13 protein-coding genes and 2 pseudogenes are annotated in these 19,129 nt (G+C 73.7%); 10 read left to right on the forward strand and 5 right to left on the reverse strand.

All coding sequences use genetic code 11. The features are described from left to right. A complete protein-coding gene (locus H596_RS0105340; protein WP_027284018.1) occupies positions 1-2,259 on the forward strand; it encodes a xanthine dehydrogenase family protein molybdopterin-binding subunit in 2,259 nt (752 codons plus the stop codon). On the opposite strand, the gene H596_RS0105345 is transcribed toward H596_RS0105340, so the two are convergent. Continuing rightward, positions 2,260-3,132 carry a transglutaminase family protein gene (locus tag H596_RS0105345; protein ID WP_027284019.1) on the reverse strand — a complete coding sequence of 291 codons (873 nt, stop codon included), beginning with the start codon at positions 3,130-3,132 and terminating at the stop codon, positions 2,260-2,262. A gap of 30 nt (positions 3,133-3,162) precedes the next feature. Next, positions 3,163-4,242, reverse strand: coding sequence for an aminotransferase class V-fold PLP-dependent enzyme (locus H596_RS0105350; protein ID WP_027284020.1), 1,080 nt, complete (start codon positions 4,240-4,242; stop codon positions 3,163-3,165). Positions 4,243-4,347: 105 nt separating this feature from the next. Between H596_RS0105350 and H596_RS0105355 the strand changes: the two genes are divergently transcribed. The 4 genes from H596_RS0105355 (at position 4,348) to hslU (ending at position 12,094) form a co-directional block, all read left to right on the forward strand. Further along, complete coding sequence (locus H596_RS0105355; protein WP_027284021.1) at positions 4,348-7,671, forward strand: transglutaminase family protein; 3,324 nt, start codon at positions 4,348-4,350, stop codon at positions 7,669-7,671. Then, on the forward strand, positions 7,664-10,132 hold the full coding sequence (locus H596_RS20225) for a circularly permuted type 2 ATP-grasp protein (RefSeq protein ID WP_051212423.1): 2,469 nt from the start codon (positions 7,664-7,666) through the stop codon (positions 10,130-10,132). Before H596_RS0105355 ends, H596_RS20225 begins: the two co-directional genes overlap by 8 nt. 67 nt (positions 10,133-10,199) lie before the next feature. Beyond that, the gene (hslV, locus tag H596_RS0105370; RefSeq protein WP_037300079.1) at positions 10,200-10,760 is read left to right on the forward strand and encodes an ATP-dependent protease subunit HslV; all 561 of its coding nucleotides are present in this window, start codon (positions 10,200-10,202) and stop codon (positions 10,758-10,760) included. Further along, positions 10,757-12,094: an ATP-dependent protease ATPase subunit HslU gene (gene hslU / locus H596_RS0105375; protein ID WP_037300081.1), complete on the forward strand. Its 1,338-nt coding sequence runs from the start codon at positions 10,757-10,759 to the stop codon at positions 12,092-12,094. The genes hslV and hslU overlap by 4 nt, the downstream gene beginning before the upstream one ends. Positions 12,095-12,183: 89 nt before the next feature. Here hslU and H596_RS20230 read toward each other — a convergent pair whose 3' ends face one another. After that, entirely contained in the window at positions 12,184-13,632 is a 1,449-nt protein-coding gene (locus tag H596_RS20230) for an FAD/NAD(P)-binding protein (protein ID WP_037300083.1), read from the reverse strand. Between the two features lie 128 nt (positions 13,633-13,760). On the opposite strand from H596_RS20230, the gene H596_RS0105385 reads away from it, so the two are divergent. Continuing rightward, on the forward strand, positions 13,761-14,747 hold the full coding sequence (locus H596_RS0105385; RefSeq protein ID WP_245583957.1) for a Bug family tripartite tricarboxylate transporter substrate binding protein: 987 nt from the start codon (positions 13,761-13,763) through the stop codon (positions 14,745-14,747). Positions 14,748-14,769: 22 nt separating this feature from the next. On the opposite strand, the gene H596_RS20235 is transcribed toward H596_RS0105385, so the two are convergent. Next, positions 14,770-16,026, reverse strand: coding sequence for a calcium-binding protein (locus H596_RS20235; protein ID WP_051212425.1), 1,257 nt, complete (start codon positions 16,024-16,026; stop codon positions 14,770-14,772). A gap of 553 nt (positions 16,027-16,579) precedes the next feature. Here H596_RS20235 and H596_RS20240 point away from each other — a divergent pair. Next, positions 16,580-16,906: an IS5 family transposase gene (locus H596_RS20240; protein ID WP_051212426.1), complete on the forward strand. Its 327-nt coding sequence runs from the start codon at positions 16,580-16,582 to the stop codon at positions 16,904-16,906. Beyond that, on the forward strand, positions 16,903-17,163 hold the full coding sequence (locus H596_RS23755; protein WP_342663336.1) for a hypothetical protein: 261 nt from the start codon (positions 16,903-16,905) through the stop codon (positions 17,161-17,163). Before H596_RS20240 ends, H596_RS23755 begins: the two co-directional genes overlap by 4 nt. On the opposite strand, the pseudogene H596_RS23300 reads toward H596_RS23755, so the two are convergent. Continuing rightward, positions 17,153-18,232, reverse strand: a pseudogene (locus H596_RS23300) (IS630 family transposase). The gene H596_RS23755 and the pseudogene H596_RS23300 sit on opposite strands and share 11 nt — an antisense overlap. A 199-nt stretch (positions 18,233-18,431) precedes the next feature. Between H596_RS23300 and tnpA the strand changes: the two are divergent. Together tnpA and H596_RS23305 are read left to right on the forward strand one after the other, a co-directional pair. Then, complete coding sequence (tnpA, locus tag H596_RS24970; RefSeq protein ID WP_051212429.1) at positions 18,432-18,851, forward strand: IS66-like element accessory protein TnpA; 420 nt, start codon at positions 18,432-18,434, stop codon at positions 18,849-18,851. A 108-nt stretch (positions 18,852-18,959) separates the two neighbouring features. Then, positions 18,960-19,129 (forward strand): annotated as a pseudogene (locus tag H596_RS23305) (IS66 family transposase zinc-finger binding domain-containing protein); the annotation flags it as partial.

Raw genomic sequence — 19,129 nt, forward strand, 5'->3', positions numbered from 1 at the left:
ATGTCCGGCACGTCGCTTTTCGGCCAGTCGCTCCGCCGCGTGGAGGATGCGCGCTTCCTCACCGGCCGGGGCCGTTATGTGGACGACATCGCCGAGGAAGGCGCGCTCTGGGCCGCCTTCCTGCGCAGCCCCCACGCCCATGCGCGCATCGCCGCGCTCGATGCCGCCGCCGCGCGGGCCATGCCCGGCGTGCGCCTCGTTCTGACGGGCGAGGATCTCGCCGCCGCCGGCATCGGCGCGTTGCCCTGCGGCGCGGTGCTGGCGGCCGAGCGCCCGCTGGTGGTGCCGCCGCGCCCCGGCCTCGCGCGCGGGCGGGTGCGCTTCGTGGGCGAGGCGCTGGCCTGCGTCGTCGCCGAGACCCGCCGCGCCGCCGAGGACGCGCTGGAGGCCATCGCGGTGGACTACGCGGCGCTGCCCGCCGTGACCGACCCCGAGGCCGCGCTCGCCGAGGGCGCGCCGCAGCTCCATGAGGAGGCGCCGGGCAACCTCGCCTTCCTCTGGCGCAAGGGCGATGCGTCGGCGGTGCAGGCGGCGATGGCGCGGGCCGCGCGCGTCGTCGCCGCGCGCATCCCCAACCCGCGCGTGGCCTGCGCGCCCATCGAGCCCCGCGCCGCCATCGCCCGGCCCGAGGGCGGGCGGCTCTCGCTGCTCTGCAACGGGCAGAACGTGATCGGGCTGCGCGCGCAGCTCGCGGCGGCCATGAACCTCCCGCCCGAGGCGCTGCACATCCTTGCACCCGATGTCGGCGGCGGCTTCGGCGTGAAGAACGTGGCCTTCCCCGAGCATCTCTGCCTGCTGCACGCCGCGCGCCTGCTGGGCGCGCCGGTGCGCTGGACGGCGAGCCTCTCGGAGGACTACGCGGCCGCCGCCCACGGGCGCGGGCTGCACGGGTGGGGGCGTCTCGCCCTCGACGCCGAGGGGCGCTTCCTCGCCCTCGACTTCGAGGGGGTGGCGGAGATGGGCGCCTGGCTCTCCCACTACGGCCCGCATTGCCCGACCAACGCCGCCGCCACCGCCATGGGCGGCGTCTATGCCATCCCGGCCATCCACATGACGGTGCGCGGGGCCTTCTCCAACACCTGCCCGCTCGAGGCCTATCGCGGCGCGGGCAAGCCCGAGGCCAATTTCATCATCGAGACGCTGATCGAGCAGGCGGCGCGCGAGACGGGCGAGGACTCGGCGGCGCTGCGCGCGCGCAACATGATCTCGGCGCTGCCGCACCGCACCGCCATGGGCATGGAGATCCGCGACGGCGCCTTCGCCCGACGCCTCGCCGAATGCGCCGAGGCGGCAGACCGCGCGGGCTTCCCCGCCCGCCGCGCGCAGAGCGAGGCGCGCGGGCTGCGCCGCGGCTTCGGCATGACCGGCTTCCTCGAGACGGCCCGCGGCGCCTTCGGCGAATGGGCGCGCCTCTCGGTGGACGCCGAGGGGGTGGTCACGCTCGCCATCGGCACCCAGTCCAACGGCCAGGGCCATGAGACGAGCTTTCCGCAATATGTCGCGGCCGAGCTCGACCTGCCGCCCGAGCGTATCCGCTATGTCCAGGCCGATACGGACCGCGTGGCCCATGGCCATGGCCATGGCGGGGCGCGCAGCCTGCACATGGGCGGCGAGGCGATGCGCCAGGCCGCCCACGCCCTGCTGGCCGAGGCGCGCGGCCGCGCCGCCCGGCTGCTGCAGGCCGCCCCCGATGCGCTGCACTACGCGGGCGGGCGCTTCGTGCTGGCCGATGGGCAGTCCGTCACCCTCGCCGATCTCGCCGCCGAGGAGGGGGAACTGGCGGCCGAGGCGCGCCACGGGCTCGATCTCTGCACCTTCCCCAACGGCGTGCACGCCGCCGAGGTGGAGCTGGACCCCGAGACGGGCGAGGTGCGGCTGTGCCGCTACACGGCGGTGGATGATTACGGGCGGCTGCTCAACCCCATGCTGGCCGAGGGCCAGGTGCAGGGCGGCGTGGCGCAGGGCATCGGCCAGGCGCTGCTGGAGGCCATGCGCTACGATCCCGAGAGCGGCCAGTTCCTCACCGCCACGCTGATGGACTACGCGCTGCCCCGCGCGGCCGACCTGCCCGATTTCGCCATCACCCTGCGCGAGGACGCGCCGACCGAGGCGAACGGGCTGGGCGTGAAGGGCACGGGCCAGGCGGGCTGCATCGCCGCCCCCCAGGCGGTGATGGCCGCGATCCGCGACGCGCTGGGCGCGGAACTGCCCATGCCCGCGACCCCCGAGGCGGTGTGGCGCGCGCTGCGGCGGCGCTGATCACCCGCCCTCCGCCCCCTCGGGCTCCAGGTCCACGCTGACGTGCAGCCGGTGCGCGCCGCCGCCCAGCAGCACGCCGCGCAGCGGCGAGACATCGGCGAAATCCCGCCCCCAGGCGAGGATCACATGCTCATCCCCCACCACGATGCCGTTGGTGGGGTCGAGCTGCGCCCAGCCATGCTCCGGCCCCATCCAGGCCGAGACCCAGGCGTGCGACTGGTCCGCCCCGCGCCGGCGTGGCTGGCCCGGCGGCGGGCGGGTGCGGATGTAGCCCGAGACGTAGCGCGCCGGCAGGCCGAGCCCCCGCAGCCCTGCGATCATCACCTGCGTGAAGTCCTGGCAGACGCCGCGGCGCGTGCGCAGCACCTCGGCGATGGGGGTGGTGATGGAGGTGACGCCGGCCTGGAAGGCGAAATCCCGCCGCATGCGGGCGTTGAGGTCCAACAGTCCCGCCAGCACCGGCCGCCCGGCGGGGAAGGAGGGGCGGGCGTAGTCCGCCGCCTCGGCCACGCGCGGGATCAGCGCGCTGGGGAGCAGGAACTCGGCCGTCTCGGCCCCTTCGGCGAGGCGCGCCACCTCCTCCCAGGCGGGCGTGGCCTCGGCGGGCGGGGGCGGGGGGAAGGCGACCTCGACCAGGCTCTCGGCCGTCACGTCGAAGGCGGTGTGCGGCGCGGCGAGGAAGAGGCGCGTGGCGGCGTTGCCGAAATGGTCGTGCGTCTCGCTGTGGTGGTCGGGCGCGGGCAGGCAGGTCAGCCGCGCCGAGAGCACGCGCTGGCCGGGCAGGGCGCGCGGCTTGAGGTGCAGCAGATGGGCCGCGAGGTCCACGGGCTGCGCGTAGGAATAGGCGGTGCGGTGCCGCAGCCAGTAGAGCATGGGGCGAAGGGTATCATCCGGGCGCCGCGCTCAGAACACCCCCTTCAGCGCCGCCAGCGCCCAGGCCGCATCCTCCTCGCGGTTGTAGCCATGGAAGCTGACGCGGATGCGCCCGCGCCCGTTCCAGGCCAGCACGCCGCGCGCCTGCATGGCCGCCACCGCGGCCGCAGCCTCGGGGTGGGGCAGGCAGACGCTCGCGCCATGGCGTTCGGGCGTCATCACCGGCAGCCCGGCGTGCAGGCAGCGCGCGCGCAGCTCGCCCGCGAGGTGCAGCACATGCGCCGCCACGGGCGGGCGGCGGGCGGCGTAGTCCAGCGCGTGATCGAGCGCATAGACGGCGGCGTGGCAGGGGTTGCCGCGGCAGAAGCGCATCGCGTCGGGCACCAGCTCCACCGGCCTGCGCCAGTCGGGCCGGCCCTGGGCGGCCATGGAATACCAGCCCGCGCTCGCCGGGCGCCAGCCGGGCTGGCGCGCCCGGTTCCAGTGCGCGATGGCCAGCCCGCTGATCCCCAGCAGCCACTTGTAGCAGGCGGCGAAGCTGAAATCGGCGATCCCCGCCTCGATGGGCATCCAGCCCGCGGCCTGGGTGTGGTCCAGCACCAGCAGCGCCCCCACCGAATCGGCCAGGGCGCGCAGCCGGTGCAGATCCGCCGCCTCGGCGGTGAGGAAGGAGACGCTGGAGGCCGCGATCACCCGCGTGCGGGGGCCGATCACGGCGGGCAGCCCCGCATAGCCCTCCGCCACACGCAGCCGCACCCCGGGGCGCAGGGCGAAGGGCGCGGCGAGGGAGGGGTATTCGATGTCGGCCAGCGCCACCTCGTCGCCCTCGCGCCAGTCGAGGCTCTCGGCCAGCATCGCCACCCCCTCGGCCACCGAGGAGGCGAATCCGATCTCCTCGACCGGGCAGCCCCAGTCGCGGGCGAGGCGCGCGCGCAGCCGGCGCACCATCGCCTCCTGCCGGGCATCGCCCTCCGGCCCCTCGGATTTGTCGGCCAGATAGGCGCCCAGCGCCTCGGGCAGCGTGCGCAGGGCGGGCGTCTTGCCGCCGGCGCAGACATGGGTGATGCCGGGCGGGATCAGGAAATCCGAGGGGTCGAAGGGGGAAGCCATGCGCCCCATGGAAGGCCGCGTGCGGATTTCGCGCAATCCGGGCGGTGCTGCGCCGCGCAAAGCCGGCTAGAAGCGGGAAGTGCCGGAGGTCAGGGGGCCCGCTGCATGTCCATCCACGTCGCGCTCACGCATCGCACCAGCTACCGCTACGAGCGCGCGGTGCAGTTGGGCCCGCAGGTGATCCGGCTGCGCCCGGCCCCGCACGCGCGCACGCCCATCCTCTCCTATGCGCTGAAGGTCGAGCCGAAGCCGCATTTCCTGAACTGGCAGCAGGATCCGCAGGGGAATTTCCAGGCCCGCGTGGTCTTCCCCCAGCGCGTCACGCATTTCGACGTGACGGTGGACCTCGTGGCCGACATGACCACGATCAACCCCTTCGACTTCTTCCTGGAGCCCGAGGCGGAACACTGGCCCTTCGAGTACGACCATGTGCTGGACCACGAGCTCGCCCCCTTCCGCAAGCGCGAGCCGGCGGGGCCGCTGCTGCAGGCGCTGCTCGCGGAAATCCCGCGCGGCCGGCAGCGGACGGTGGACATGCTGGTGGCCCTCAACCAGCGCATCCAGCGCCGCATCGCCTACATCGTGCGCATGGAGCCGGGGGTGTGGGAGCCCGAGCGCACCCTCGGCGAGGGCCGCGGCTCCTGCCGGGATTCCGCCTGGCTCTTCGTGCAGGCGGCGCGGCACCTCGGCTACGCCGCGCGCTTCTGCTCGGGCTACCTGATCCAGCTCGTCGCCGACGTGAAGCCGCTCGAGGGGCCCGAGGGGCCGAGCGCCGACTTCACCGACCTGCACGCCTGGGCCGAGGTCTATCTGCCCGGCGCGGGCTGGGTGGGCTTCGACGCCACCTCCGGCCTGCTGGCGGGCGAGGGGCACATCCCGCTCGCCGCCACGCCCGATCCGCAATCCGCCGCCCCCATCACCGGCATGGTCGAGAAGGCGGAGGTGGAGTTCGGCTTCGAGATGCAGGTGACGCGCATCCGCGAGACGCCGCGCGTCACCAAGCCCTACACCCCCGCCCAGTGGCAGGCCATCCAGCAGGCCGGGCAGCGGGTGGACGCGGCGCTGCGCCGGCAGGAGGTGCGCCTGACCATGGGCGGCGAGCCCACCTTCGTCGCCGCCTCCGACCGGGACGCGCCGGAATGGAACACCGATGCGCTGGGCCCCACCAAGCGGGCCTTCGCCGGGCGGCTCTTGCGCCGGCTCGCGCCGCTCTGGGCGCCCGGGGCGGCGCTGATGTACGCCCAGGGCAAGCAGTATCCGGGCGAGCCCCTGCCGCGCTTCGCCCTCTACGCCCATTGGCGCGTGGATGGCGAGCCGGTGTGGCGCAACCCCGCCCTGCTCGCCTCCGACGACGACCGCGACGAGGCGGACCACCTGACCGCCGCGCGCTTCGCCAAATCCCTCGCCGAGCGGCTGCAGGTGGACCCCGCGCTGGCCGTGCCGGGGCATGAGGACATCCACTACTACCTCTGGAAGGAGGGCCGGCTGCCGGCCAATGTGGTGGCCGAGGACTCGAAGCTGCGCGACCCGCTGGAACGCGCGCGGCTGCGCCGCCTGTTCATGGGCGGGCTCTCCACGCCGGCGGGCACGGTGCTGCCGCTGCGGCGCGTGATCCGGGCGGGGCAGCGGCGCTGGCAGTCGGGCCGCTGGTTCTTCCGCGACGACGTGCTCTTCCTCATCCCCGGCGACGCGCCCATGGGCTTCCGCCTGCCGCTGACCTCGCTGCCCTGGATCAGCCCCGAGGCGCTGGCGCGCGAGGCCGAGAGCGAGCCCGACCCTTTCGCGCCCCGGGATGGTCTGCCCCTGCTCGAGCAGATGCGCGCGAGCTTCCGCCGCGGCCTCGCCGGGCAGGAGGACGGGATGGAGGCCTTCCGCCCGCAGCCCCAGCCCGCCCCGGAGGTGGCGGAGGACGACCCGGCCTGGGTCCGCACCGCGCTGTGCGTCGAGCCGCGCGGCGGGCTGCTGCACGTCTTCCTGCCGCCCCTCTACGCGGCCGAGGACTGGCTCGAACTCGTCGCCGCCATCGAGGACACGGCCGAGGAGACCGGGCGCAAGGTCATCCTCGAGGGCTATCTCCCGCCGCACGACGACCGGCTGAACCATTTCTCCATCACGCCCGACCCCGGCGTGATCGAGGTGAACATCCACCCCGCCCATTCCTGGGCGGAGATGACGGAGCGCACCACGCAGCTCTACGAGGAGGCGCGCCAGGTCGGCCTCGCCACCGAGAAGTTCATGCTCGATGGCCGCCATGTCGGCACGGGCGGGGGCAACCATGTGGTGATGGGCGGGCCCTCCGCCGCCGAGAGCCCCTTCCTGCGCCGGCCGGACCTGCTGCGCAGCCTTCTCGCCTTCTGGCACAACCACCCCTCGCTGAGCTTCCTCTTCTCGGGGCTGTTCATCGGCCCCACCAGCCAGCATCCGCGGGTGGACGAGGCGCGCATGGACGCGCTGCGCGAGCTCGAGATCGCCTTCGGGGCGCTGGATCGCGCCGGCCCCAGCCCGCCGCCCTGGCTGACCGACCGGCTGTTCCGCAACATCCTCGCGGACATGACGGGCAACACGCACCGCACCGAGTTCTGCATCGACAAGATGTACGACCCGAACCACGCGGGCGGGCGGCGCGGCCTCGTCGAGTTCCGCGCCTTCGAGATGCCGCCGCACGCCGAGATGAGCATGGCGCAGATGCTGCTGATGCGCGCGGCCGTGGCGGCCTTCTGGGCCCAGCCCTACCGGCGCTCGCTGATCCGCTGGGGCACGGCGCTGCACGACCGCTTCCTGCTGCCCGAATACTGCGCCGCCGATTTCCGCGGCGCCATCGAGGAGCTCGCGCAGATGGGCGCGCCGCTGGAGGCGGAGTGGTTCGCGCCCCACCTCGAGTTCCGCTTCCCGAAGATCGGCGAGGTGAGCGTGGCGGGCATGGGCGTCGAGCTGCGCCACGCGCTCGAACCCTGGCATGTGCTGGGCGAGGAGGCGGGCGGCGGCGGCACGGTGCGCTATGTGGACAGCAGCGCCGAGCGTGTGCAGGCGCGGGTGACGAACTGGGTGCCCGAGCGTTTCGTGCTGGCGGCCAATGGCGTGGCCGTGCCCCTGCAGGCGACGGAGCGCGCGGGCGAATACGTCGCGGGCATCCGCTTCAAGGCCTGGGATCCGCCCTCGGCCCTGCATCCCACGGTGCGCGCCCAGTCGCCCATCGTGCTCGACGTGTATGACCGCTGGACGGGCCGCTCGCTGGGCGGGATGACGCATCACGTCGCGCATCCCGGCGGGCGCAACTACGACAGCTTCCCGGTGAACGCCAACGAGGCCGAGGCGCGCCGCCGCGCGCGCTTCTTCCCCTTCGGCCACACCCCCGGCCCGATGCCCGAGCCGCGCCCCGCCCCGAGCCTGGAGCACCCCTGCACCCTCGATCTGCGCGCGCATGGCTGAGGGGCTGCCCGCGGCGCTGCTCACCGGCGGGCCGGACGAGATGGTCTCCGGCCATGGCCGCATCCGCCCGCATTGGCGCGCGGTGATGGGCGCGACGGGCGGGCTCGGCCGCCCCGCCCTGGCGGAGCGGGCGGAGCGGCTGGCCCGCGCCATGCTGGACGAGGGCGTGGCCTCCATCCTGCCCGGGGCGGGGGGGGCGGGGCTGTGGCGGCTCGACCCGCTGCCCCTGCCGCTGGACGGTGCGGAGTTCGAGGCGCTGGCCGAGGCGGTGGCGCAGCGCGCCCGGCTGCTGGAGGCGGTGCTGGCCGATCTCTACGGGCCGCAGGAGCTGCTGGCCGAGGGGCTGATCCCCGCCCCCCTCGTCTTCGGCAGCCCCGCCTTCGTGCGCGCCGCCCGGCGGCACAACGCGCCGCCGCGACGGCCCTTGCTGCACCTCTACGCCGTGGACCTGCTGCGCGGGCCCGACGGCGCCTGGGCGGTGCTGCAGGACCGCACGGGGGTGGCCTCCGGCCTCGGGCAGCTCCGCGAGAACCGCCGGCTGCTGGGCGCGGCCATGCCCGAGGCGATGCGCGCCGGCCAGCCGCGCAGCATCAACCCCTTCTTCGAACTGTGGCAGGAGGCGCTGGGCCGCCTCGCCCCCCACCACAAGCCCGATCCGGCGGTGGCGCTGCTCTCGCCCGGCACGGCCGATCCGCACTGGTTCGAGCATGTGGTGCTCTCGCGCGAGCTGGGCTGCGCGCTGGTCGAGCCGGGCGACCTGACGGTGCGCGGCGGGGGCCTTTTCCTCAAGACTCTGGCCGGGCTTCAGCCGGTGGATGTGGTGCTGAGCCGGCTCGACGCCGCCGCCCTCGACCCGCTGGACCAGCCCGAGGCCGACGCCGCCGCGGGCGTGCCCGGCATCCTGGACGCGGTGCGGCACGGCGCGCTCGGCTTCCTCAACGCCCCCGGGGCGGCGCTGGCCGAGGCGCCGGCCCTGCCCGCCTTCCTGCCCGCCCTGGCGCCGCGGCTGCTGGGCGAGGCGCTCCGCCTGCCCTCCCTGCCCACCCGCTGGCTGCGCGCGGGAGAGGCGCCGCCGCCCCTGCCCGAGGGGTATCTCGCCTGGGCCTTCCGCCCCGCGGGGCAGGGGGCGGCCGCCGAGAGCTTCGCCCCGCCCGCCGCGGCGCCGCCCTCGGGCCTCGCCGCCATCGCCCTGCCGTGCCTCTCGCTCGCGCCGGCGCTGGAGGGGGGCGCGCTGGCGCCCACGCCGCTCGTTCTGCGCCTCTTCGCCGTCTCCGACGGCCAGGGCTGGCAGGTGCTGCCGGGCGGGCTCGCGCGGCTGGTCACGCCCGGGGCGCGGCTGACCGGGCGGCTGCCCGGCGGGGGGTGGTGCAAGGATGTCTGGGTGCCGGCGGACCCCTCCGAGGCGATCATCGGCCCCGCGGCGCAGAGCGCGCCGCCGCTCGCCATCCGCCGCACCCCCGCCGCCATCCCCTCGCGCGTGGCGGACAACCTCTTCTGGCTCGGCCGCTATGTCGAGCGCCTCGACCGCGCGGCGCGGCTGCTGCGCGCGGCGATGTCGCGCCTGCGCCGCGGCGCGCCGCTGCCGCGCGAGCTGGCGGAGCTGTCGGCCCTCGTCACCTGCCTGATCGAGGCGCAGCTTCTCGAGGCCGAGGCGCGGGTCTCGGCCGGCTCCCTCGCGCCGCTCGCGCAGTCGCTGCAGCGCACGGCCCGGCCCGCGGTGCGCGGCCTGCTCGACCGGATCGGCGCGCTGGTGGAATCCGTGCGCGACCGGCTGACGGCCGACATGCACGCCACCTTCACCCAGACGCTGCGCGCCGCCGAAGAGGCGCTGGACAACGCCGCGCCCGAGCTGCCGGAACTCTCTCGCGCGCTGATCCCCTCGCTGCGCTTCGCCACCGCGCTGGCGGGCGTCGCCAGCGAGAACATGGTGCGCGGCGGCGCGCGGCTCTTCCTCGAACTCGGCCGGCGGGTGGAGCGCGCCCAGGCGGTGGCGGGCGAGGTGGCGGTGGCGCTGGACGCGCCGCCCGCGCGCATCGAGGCGGGGCTGCGCCTGGTGCTGGAGCTGTGCGATTCTGTGATCACCTATCGCAGCCGCTATCTCGGCGTGCTGCAGCCCGCCCCGGCGCTCGATCTCGTGCTCGCGGACGCGGCGAACCCGCGCGGCCTCGCCTTCCAGCTCCAGGCGATCCGGGACGCGCTGGCCGATGTCTCGGGGGATGCGGAGGATGCGGGCGCGCGCGAGGCCGCGCGCCTGCTCGCGCTGGCCGAGGATGTGCCGCTGCGGCTGCTCGCCGCGCGCGACCAGGCGCAGGAGGCGGCGCGGCTGCCGCCCATGCTGCGCCAGATGGCGCAGGATCTCGGCGCGCTCTCGGACCTCGTCTCGCGCCGCTACTTCGCGCTGCTGCCGCCCGCGCGCGCGGTGGGCGTGGACATGGGCGAGGCGGCGGTGATCGAGGCGTGAGAGGGGCGGCGCGCATCGCCGCCATGCGCGCATTGCCGAAGCGGCCCGGCCGGGCCACATCGGGCGCATGACGAACACGAACCACGACCCCATCGGCTGGCACGGCACCACCATCCTCTGCGTGCGCCGCGGCGGGCGCGTCGCCATGGCGGGCGACGGGCAGGTGTCGCTGGGCCAGACGGTGGTCAAGGGAAATGCGCGCAAGGTGCGGCGCATCGCGGGCGGGCGCGTGCTGGCCGGCTTCGCCGGCGCCACGGCCGACGCCTTCACCCTGCTCGAGCGGCTGGAGGCCAAGCTCGAGCGCTTCCCCGACCAGCTCGAGCGCGCCTGCGTCGAACTCGCCAAGGACTGGCGGACGGACCGATACCTGCGCCGGCTCGAGGCGCTGCTCGCGGTGGCGGACGCGAACCGCTCCCTGCTGCTGACCGGCAATGGCGACGTGCTGGAGCCCGAGGACGCGGTGATCGGCATCGGCTCGGGCGGCAACTACGCGCTCGCCGCCGCGCGCGCGCTGCTGACCGTGGAGGGGCTGGAGGCGGAGGAGATCGCCCGGCGCGCGATGCGCATCGCCGCCGACATCTGCGTCTATACGAACGGCAACTTCGTGCTGGAAAGCCTGCCCGCATGAGCGAGACCGCCCCCGTCGAGACGGTGAACCTCTCCCCGCGCGAGATCGTCTCCGAGCTCGACCGCTTCATCATCGGCCAGAACGACGCGAAGCGCGCGGTGGCCATCGCGCTGCGCAACCGCTGGCGCCGCCAGCAGCTTCCCGAGCCGCTGCGCGAGGAGGTGGTGCCGAAGAACATCCTGATGATCGGCCCCACGGGCTGCGGCAAGACGGAGATCGCCCGCCGCCTCGCGAAGCTCGCCAACGCGCCCTTCCTCAAGGTGGAGGCGACGAAGTTCACCGAGGTCGGCTATGTCGGGCGCGACGTGGAGAGCATCGTGCGCGACCTCGTCGAGGCCGCGATCGTGCAGGCGCGCGAGCAGGCGCGGCGCGGCGTGCAGGCCAAGGCCGAGCTTGCCGCCGAGGAGCGCCTCGTCACCGCGCTGGTGGGCGAGGGCGCCTCGGGCGAGACGCGCATGAAGTTCCGCCGCATGCTGCGCGAGGGCGCGCTCGAGGGCCGCGAGGTGGAGGTGCAGGTGAGCGAGCCGCAGGGCGCGCCCATCGGCATCATGGACATGCCCGGCCTGCCGCCCGGGCAGATGCAGAACATGCAGGAGATGCTGGGCCGCATGTTCGGCGGCCGCGCGAGGCCCCGCCGCATGACGGTGGCCGCCGCGCGCGAGGCGCTGATCCGCGAGGAGGCGGACAAGCTGCTCGACGGCGAGGCGCTGACGCGCGAGGCGGTGCGCAACGCGGAGAACAACGGCATCGTCTTCCTCGACGAGATCGACAAGATCTGCGCCCGCACCTCCGAGGGCGGCTTCCGCGGCGGCGATGTGAGCCGCGAGGGCGTGCAGCGCGACCTGCTGCCGCTGATCGAGGGCACCACCGTGAACACGCGCCACGGCCCGGTGCGGACGGACTTCATCCTCTTCATCGCCTCGGGCGCCTTCCACCTCGCCAAGCCCTCGGACCTGCTGCCCGAGCTGCAGGGCCGGCTGCCGATCCGCGTGGAACTCAAGGCGCTCACGCGCGAGGATTTCCGCCGCATCCTGACCGAGCCCGAGCACTCGCTGCTCAAGCAGGCCAGCGCGCTGATGGCGACCGAGGGGGTGGAGCTGATCTTCGCCGAGGAGGCGGTGGACGCGCTGGCCGATCTCGCCGCCGAGATCAACGCGAGCGTGGAGAACATCGGCGCGCGGCGCCTCGCCACGGTGCTCGAGCGTCTGCTGGAGGAGATCAGCTTCACCGCCTCCGACCGGCGCGGCGAGACGATCACGGTGGACGCGGCGATGGTGCGCGCGCGCGTGGCGCCGCTCGCGGCCAGCGCCGATCTCTCGCGCTACATCCTCTAGGGCCGATCGCGCATGGCCGGAATCGCCCATGGGGCGAAGCCGCCCGGAACGAGGCGGCGGGCGCGGTTTCCTGTCATCGGCAGGCCGCTCTATCGCGGCACGAAGAAGGGCGTCGTCGCGAGCTCGGGCTCGTCGAAGGCCTCCAGCGCGGCGCGGATCGCGGGCCATTCGGCCTGCACCAGCCCGCGCAGGATGGCGCGCGCCACCCGCTCGCCCGCTTCCGCCACGCCCGGGATGTCGCTCGCGATGCTGCCATGCGAGGCGAAGGCGCCGTGGTTCATCAGATGCACGAGGCCGAGCTCGGGCGGCGCGTCCGGCCCGCGCGGGGTGAGTTCGAAGCCGGGGCCGAGGAAGGGGAAGGCCTCCATCTCCGGCCGCGAGAGGCCCGGCGGCGGGCGGTAGCGGTCCCGCCAGCGGGCGATGTGCGGGGCGAAGGCGGCGAGTTCGGGCACCGCGTCCATGTCCACCCGGAAGCCGGTGCCGACCACCAGGAAATCGTGCCGCACCTCGCGCGGGCGCGCCCCGCCGAGGGTGAGCGCCACGCCCTCGCCCTCGGCGCGCACCGCCTCGACGGGGGTGCCGAGTTCGATGCGGAAACCCGGCTGGCGCGGGGCCCGGTGCACGGTCTCGTGCGGGGGCGGGGCCTGCATGTCGTGCAGATAGGCGATGAGCTGCCAGCGCCGCTCCAGATCGAGCGCGTCCCAGCCCTGCAGATAGGCGGGGCCGGCGCTGCCGCGCCCCTTGTTGATCTGCGGCAGTTGCGCCCGGCGCACATAGAGCGTGGCCGAGGCCGCGCCCCGCTCCAGCGCGGTGGCCGCATTGTCCCAGGCCGCCGCGCCGCCGCCGAGCACGGCCAGGGACCGGCCGCGCAGACGCCCGAAATCGATGGGGTCATAGGCATGGGCGGCGCGCTCCGGTCGCAGCGCGCGGGGCACGACATCGGGCCAGGCGAGGCCCCCCGCCCCGGCGCGCCCCGTGGCCAGCACCACGCGGCGGGCCAGCAGGCGCCGCTCCCCCTCCGGCGTGGCGAGGTGCAGCCGCAGCAGCCCCTCCTCCGGCGCGAGGGAGAGCAGCCGCGTGCGATGCGCCACCGGCAGGCCGAGCACCCGGATGAGCCAGGAGAGGTAGTCCTGCCAGACGGCGTTTGGGATCTTGTACAGCGCCTCCCAGGCGGCGGCCCCCTCGCGCGCCTCGTAGAAGGCGCGGAAGGTGAGGGAGGGGATGCCGAAACAGGGGCCGGGCAGGGTCTTGGGCGAGCGCAGCGTGTCCATGCGCGCCACCGTCACCCAGGGGCCCTCCTCGCCCGGGGCGGCGGCCTCGAAGAGGCGGATGTGCGAGAGGCCGCGGAAGATCAGCGCCCCGGCCGCGGCGATGCCGCACATGCCCGCGCCGATGATCGCCACATCCAGCACCCGCTCGCCGCCGCGCTGCAGGGGGGGCGCCCACTCCTTGGCGGGAAGCTGGAGCATCTCGAGATCGCGCCGGACGCGGGCCTCCAGCGCGGCGAGCCCGGCTTCGGGACGGATTGTCTGGTTCATGCGCGCGATCTGTGCTGCATTGCGGCAATCACTGTGTCATCCGGGGCGCGCGCTGTCACGCGCCCCTTCGCCCGGCTTCCGCCAGAATCGGGTGGTCGCCTGCGGGCCCTGGTCGGAGGAGCCGCGCCATGCCCTTTCCCTCGCGCCGCCTGATGCTGGCCGGCCTGGCCGGCACGCCCGCCCTGGCGCGGGCGAATGTGCCGCTGCCGGCCGGATGGCCCGAACGCCCCATCCGCCTCATCGTGCCCGCGGCCGGGGGCGCCGGCACGGCGGACACCCTGGCGCGGCTGCTCGCCCTCGAACTCGACAAGCGCCTGCCGCAGCGCACCCTGGTGGACAACCGCCCCGGCGCCAACGGCAATGTGGGGGCCACCGCCGCCGCCCGCGCCGCGCCCGATGGCTACACCTTCCTCTTCACCTGGGCCGGCACCATGGCCACCAGCCCCGCCCTCTATCGCGACCTCGCCTTCGACCCGGTGCGCGATTTCGAGCCGGTGGTGCTGCTCGGCAATGTCCCGAACATCCTGGTGGTGAACAACGGGCTGGGCGTGCGCACGCTGGAGGAGCTGACGGCGCTGCTGCGCCAGCGGCCCGGGCAGCTCTCCTTCGGCTCCTCGGGCAATGGCAGCTCCATGCACCTCGCGGGCGAGATGTATCGCCGCGCCACGGGCACGGAGATGCTGCACGTGCCCTATGCGGGCATCCAGCAGGGCTTCACCGACCTCTTCACCGGGCGCATCCAGGTGATGTTCAACCTCGTCACCGGGGCCGCGCCGCAGGTGCGCGCGGGGCAGGTGACGCCCATCGCCATCCTCTCCGAGCGCCGCTCGCCGGTGCTGCCGGAGGTGCCGACCACGGCGGAGCTCGGCATGCCGCAGCTCGTCTTCGGCACCTGGTTCTGCGTGATGGCGCCGCGCGGCACGCCCCGCGCCATCCTGCAGGCGATGAACGGGCTGCTGAACGCGATCCTGGAAGCGCCGGAGAGCCGCGAGCGGCTGCTCGCCCAGGGGCTCGACCTGATCGGCGGCGGGCCGGAGCGCCTCTCCAGCCTGCTGGAAAGCGAGCTGCGCACCCATGCGGAGCTGGTGCGCTTCGCCGGCGTGCGGGTGGAGTAGCCGAGGCCGGCGGCCGCCCGCATCAGGCGATGATGATCTGATCGGCGAGCTGGGCCGCGGTCATGCCGAAGACGATGACGCCGCCGCTGCCGGCGAGGGCGGTGGTGGAGACGAGGCAGTAGCCGGCGAAGTCGGTGAAGGTCAGGCTTGCGGCGGGCACGCCCTCGAAGCGCAGGTAGTCGAAATTTCCGCCGCCGGCATTCTCCCCGAAGTCGAAGATGCGGTCGAAGACGCCGGCCTGGAAATCGGCGGCGAGGAACCAGAACTGGTCGTTGCCCTGCTGGCCGTACAGATCGTCGGCCCCCGCGCCGCCGAGGAGCTGGTCGTTGCCCGCACCGCCGATGAGGACGTCGGCGTCGCCCTGGCCGTAGAGCCAGTCGTCCCCCGCCATGCCGAGCAGGGTTTCGCTGACCGCCCCGCCGATGAGATAGTCGTTGAATTCGGAGCCGATGAGGCGCTCGATGGAGATGAGCATGTCCTGCGCCGCATCGCCGTCCGCGCCGACGCCGATGTCGAGCCGGACGATCACCGCGACGGGGGAGTTGGCGTAGGTCGCGGTGTCGGTGCCGTGTCCGCCGTCGAGCCAGTCGGCCCCGGGGCCGCCGTCCAGCGTGTCGTTGTCCCTGCCGCCTTCGAGGATGTCGTTGCCGGAGCTGCCGTAGAGCATGTCGTTCCCGTCGCCGCCGCGCAGCACATTGTTGCCGCCGCCGGCCGAGGAGGGGAGGGAGCCCGTGAGCGCGAGCGTGAGGGAGCCCGAGACGGCCCCATCGTTGATGCCGTTGTGGGTGTAGGCGATGGTTCGCGAATAGGAGGAGAGGTTCACCGTGCCGGCGAGCGGCATGTAGCCGTAGAGGATGTCGTTCCCCGCGCCGCCGTCCAGGACATTGTTGCCGAGCCCGCCCCAGATTTCGTCGTCTCCCGCCTCGCCGAAGAGCAGATCGTCGGAATCGTCGAGGTTGACGTTCGGACGTCCTCCGAAAATGAAGTCGTTGCCGGGGCCGCCGAACACGATGTCCGCCCCCCAGCCGGCCACGATGAAATCGGAACCGCCATCCAGCGAGGTCGGATCCGCCGTATCGCCGAAGATCACGTCCGAACCGCCGAAGGCGTCGATGATGTCGTGCCCGGCGCCGCCGATCAGGAAATCGTTCGCGTTGAAGGAGGAGATGTAGTCGTCCCCTCCCGCGCCATCAATGAAGAGAGGATCCCCGCCTCCCAGGTTGAAGAACTCGTTGCGGTTGGAGACGCCGACATATCGGTTCGTGGAAATCATCGTCATGGCGGACTCCCTTCAGCGTGGAGGGCGGATGAAGCGGCCTTGGCGAGGCGCGGGAATGGAAGCACCAAGAAGGGGACGGAATGCGTCGTCCTGGAGGCGGTTCGGAGACGGGGGCAGGGCGACGGTGCGGCGACGAGACGCCCCTCGCGCCCGGAGGGTCTTGACGGCGTTCGCGCATGAGCGGGCGCGGAGGAAGGCAATGCCCGACGCGGAGGCCGCGTCCCGCCGCCCGTTCCGCCTGCCGGGCCGGGATTCGCCCGCCGCCATTCCGTCACGATACCGTCCGGCGACCCATGACATGGGTGCTCCGCCCCGTCTCCCCGATGTTGCGCCGACGGGGAGGTCGGTAGCGCGGGCCGGAGTGCGGCGACAAGGAAAATGCGCCGCCGTGCCGGTGGCCGGAACCCCGCTCGCGGGCGGCGGCGGCCGGTGCTGCCCAGGCACGAGTTTGGGAGAAACATGCGGGGGGGCTGCCGATGTCGGATTCCCCTGTCGCCTTTTGCGTGATTCATGAGGGATCGGCTTGGCGGGGGGCCGATCATGGCGGGAGTAGGTGCTGGCGCGGGTTCCGCTCTCGCGCGGCATCCCGCGCCTGGACGACCGGCGCGTCCTCAGCGGCATCATCTTCGCCATCCAGGGCGGCCTGCGCTGGCGCGACGCCCCGCCGGGCCATGGCCCGCACAAGACCCTCTGCAACCGCTTCCTCCGCTGGATCCGCATGGGCGTGTTCAGCCGCATCTTCGCCGCTCTCGCCGGGGAAGCAGGCGAGCGCGACCGGTTGATCGTCGACGGCACGCACCTGAAAGCCCAGCGCACCGCGGCCAGCCTGCTCGAAAGGGGGCGCATGGTCGCTGCATCGGCCGGACCAGGGGCGGGCTGAACTCCAAGCCTCACGCCGTCTGCGACGGACAGGGCCGCCCGGTCGTCACGATGCTCTCCCAAGGGCGGATGAACGACCAGAAGGGCGCCCGCCTCCTCGCTCCGCTGCTGCCACGCGCGCGCGCGTTGATCGCCGGCCGCGGCGACGACAGCAACGCGTTGCGCCCCGCGCTCGCCGGGCGGGGCATCGAGGCCTGCATTCCCTCCAGGAAGAACCGCAAGCAGCCCATCCGTAATACGCAGCGGCCTATCGATTGACCTGTCGAGCCCACTCGAAATCGGTCAGCGATCGGATGCGTCCAGTCTCGGCGATGAGGCTGTTCCAGGCTGCGCAGCAGGCGTCGACGATGGCTCGTGTGCCGGGAAACAGCCGGCCAGAAAGGTAGCGGTCGCGCAGGTACTGCCAGACCTTCTCGATGGCGTTCAGCTCGGGCGAGTAGGGCGGCAGGTGCACGAGGGTGATGTTCGGCGGCACCCGCAGGTCGTTCGCGGTGTGCCCGCCGGCGTTGTCGATCAGCATGGCGGCGTGCGTGCCGGCCGGCAGTTGCGAGGCGACCTCCTCGAGCAGCAGGTTCATCGCCGCGACCGAGACGTGGGTCAGCACCAGCGCGGCACCGGTGTCGCGCGCGGGGCAGACCGCACCAAAGATGCAGGCCGACCGATAGCGCTGATCCTTGACCATCCGCGGCCGCATGCCGCGCTGGAACCAGCGGCGGACCGTGCGGCCCTTCTGGCCTACTCGTTGGACGTATACGTCCAACCGTCCTGGAACCAGACCTCGATGCGCTCGGCCTCGGGGTGGTCGGCCGCGATCTGCGCCAGCGCCGCGGCGAAGCCCTTTTTTTGAATGCCTCCTGGGCGGCACGGTCCGTCTCGGCGTGCCGCGGCCGCGGCGTCTGCCAGGACAGGCCGAGGGCGCGCATCAGCCGGCCCATCCCGGTTTCGCTGTAGGTCACGCCAAACGCTCCCGCACGATCCGGCAGAGGTCGACCAGCCGCCAGGTCGAGACGCCATCCACCTCCGGGTCCGGACCCTGCAACACGATCGCCTTCAGCGTCGCCTGCTGCCCCTCCGTCAGCCGGCAGGGGCGGCCCGCCCCCCAGTGGTCCGACAGCCCGGCCGGCCCGCCGCGGTTGTAGCGGATCACCCAGTCCCGCAGCGTCTGCCGGTCCATGCCGGCAATGCGTGCCGCGGCCTCTCGGCTCATGCCCTCCAGCGCCGCAGCGATCGCCAAGAGCCGCCGCGCCACACGCGGGTCGTCCTCGGCTTTGGCCAGCCGACGCAGCTCAACAGGCGGCACATCTTCCCGGATCATCAACGCCCGCATGGTTCGCTCCACGAAGCCACGCCCGCCCATGAATCACAGCCGCCCGCGTCGGCTCAAGCCAAAGAGTCAGCCGTTCGTGCGCTTGGTAAAAGCGTCCTCCCTCGCCTGCCTTGCGGCGGGTGGTGCTGGTCGGCTGACCTTCGCGGCTGCTGGGCGGCGCGGATGTCGGTTGTCGCCCTGACGCGCAGGGGTATGGGCGATGCCGGACGGTCAGCGGGGCGAGGCGAACAGCGTGGCGCAGCGGCGGCGCCGCTGGACGACGGAGCAGAAGCTGGCGCTGGTCGAGGAGGCGATGCGTCCCGGCTCCTCGGTGGCGGGCGTCGCCGACCGCCACGGCGTGAGCCGCAGCCTGCTGTTCGCGTGGCGGCGGCAGGCGCGCGAGGGGGCGATGCCGGGCCTCGTGCGGACGGAGCCGGAGATCCCGCCCAGCCTGGCGCCGGTTCGCCTCGTCGAGGATCGGCCGCACCGGCCGCAGGCTTTCGCATCGTCACGCCCTGAACGGCCTGTGCGGCCCGGCGCGACGATCGAGGTGGTGCTGCGGAACGGCCGCGTGCTGCGGGCCTCCGAGGCGATCGCGCCGGAGGTGCTGGGGCGGCTGGCGGCGGCGCTCGACGCCTGATGCTGGCACTGCATGCCGGGATGCGCGTGCACCTCGCGCTGGGCGCGACGGACATGCGCAAGGGCTTCGACGGGCTGGCGGCGCGATGTCGAGCACCTGCCCGCCGGGGGCTGCCGCTCCTGCGGCGGCGTGCTGCGCAAGCTGGGCGAGGATGTGACGGAGATCCTCGAATACCGCCCCGGCCGGTTCGAGGTGGTGCGCCACCTCCGGCCCGCATTCTCCTGCCGGAGCTGCGAGGCGATGACGCAGGCGCCGATGCCCTCGCTGCCGATCGAGCG

The sequence above is a fragment of the Rubritepida flocculans DSM 14296 genome, from assembly GCF_000425365.1.
GTDB classification, from domain to species: domain Bacteria; phylum Pseudomonadota; class Alphaproteobacteria; order Acetobacterales; family Acetobacteraceae; genus Roseococcus; species Roseococcus flocculans.

Excerpts from the sequence above, each read along its gene's own strand:
- H596_RS0105345 (WP_027284019.1), bottom strand. The coding sequence starts at position 3,132 with ATGCTCTACTGGCTGCGGCACCGCACCGCCTATTCCTACGCGCAGCCC.
- hslU (WP_037300081.1), top strand. The coding sequence starts at position 10,757 with ATGAGCGAGACCGCCCCCGTCGAGACGGTGAACCTCTCCCCGCGCGAG.
- H596_RS0105350 (WP_027284020.1), bottom strand. The coding sequence starts at position 4,242 with ATGGCTTCCCCCTTCGACCCCTCGGATTTCCTGATCCCGCCCGGCATC.
- hslV (WP_037300079.1), top strand. The coding sequence starts at position 10,200 with ATGACGAACACGAACCACGACCCCATCGGCTGGCACGGCACCACCATC.
- H596_RS0105385 (WP_245583957.1), top strand. The coding sequence starts at position 13,761 with ATGCCCTTTCCCTCGCGCCGCCTGATGCTGGCCGGCCTGGCCGGCACG.
- H596_RS20235 (WP_051212425.1), bottom strand. The coding sequence starts at position 16,026 with ATGACGATGATTTCCACGAACCGATATGTCGGCGTCTCCAACCGCAAC.
- H596_RS20230 (WP_037300083.1), bottom strand. The coding sequence starts at position 13,632 with ATGAACCAGACAATCCGTCCCGAAGCCGGGCTCGCCGCGCTGGAGGCC.
- H596_RS20225 (WP_051212423.1), top strand. The coding sequence starts at position 7,664 with ATGGCTGAGGGGCTGCCCGCGGCGCTGCTCACCGGCGGGCCGGACGAG.
- H596_RS0105355 (WP_027284021.1), top strand. The coding sequence starts at position 4,348 with ATGTCCATCCACGTCGCGCTCACGCATCGCACCAGCTACCGCTACGAG.
- H596_RS0105340 (WP_027284018.1), top strand. The coding sequence starts at position 1 with ATGTCCGGCACGTCGCTTTTCGGCCAGTCGCTCCGCCGCGTGGAGGAT.
- tnpA (WP_051212429.1), top strand. The coding sequence starts at position 18,432 with ATGCCGGACGGTCAGCGGGGCGAGGCGAACAGCGTGGCGCAGCGGCGG.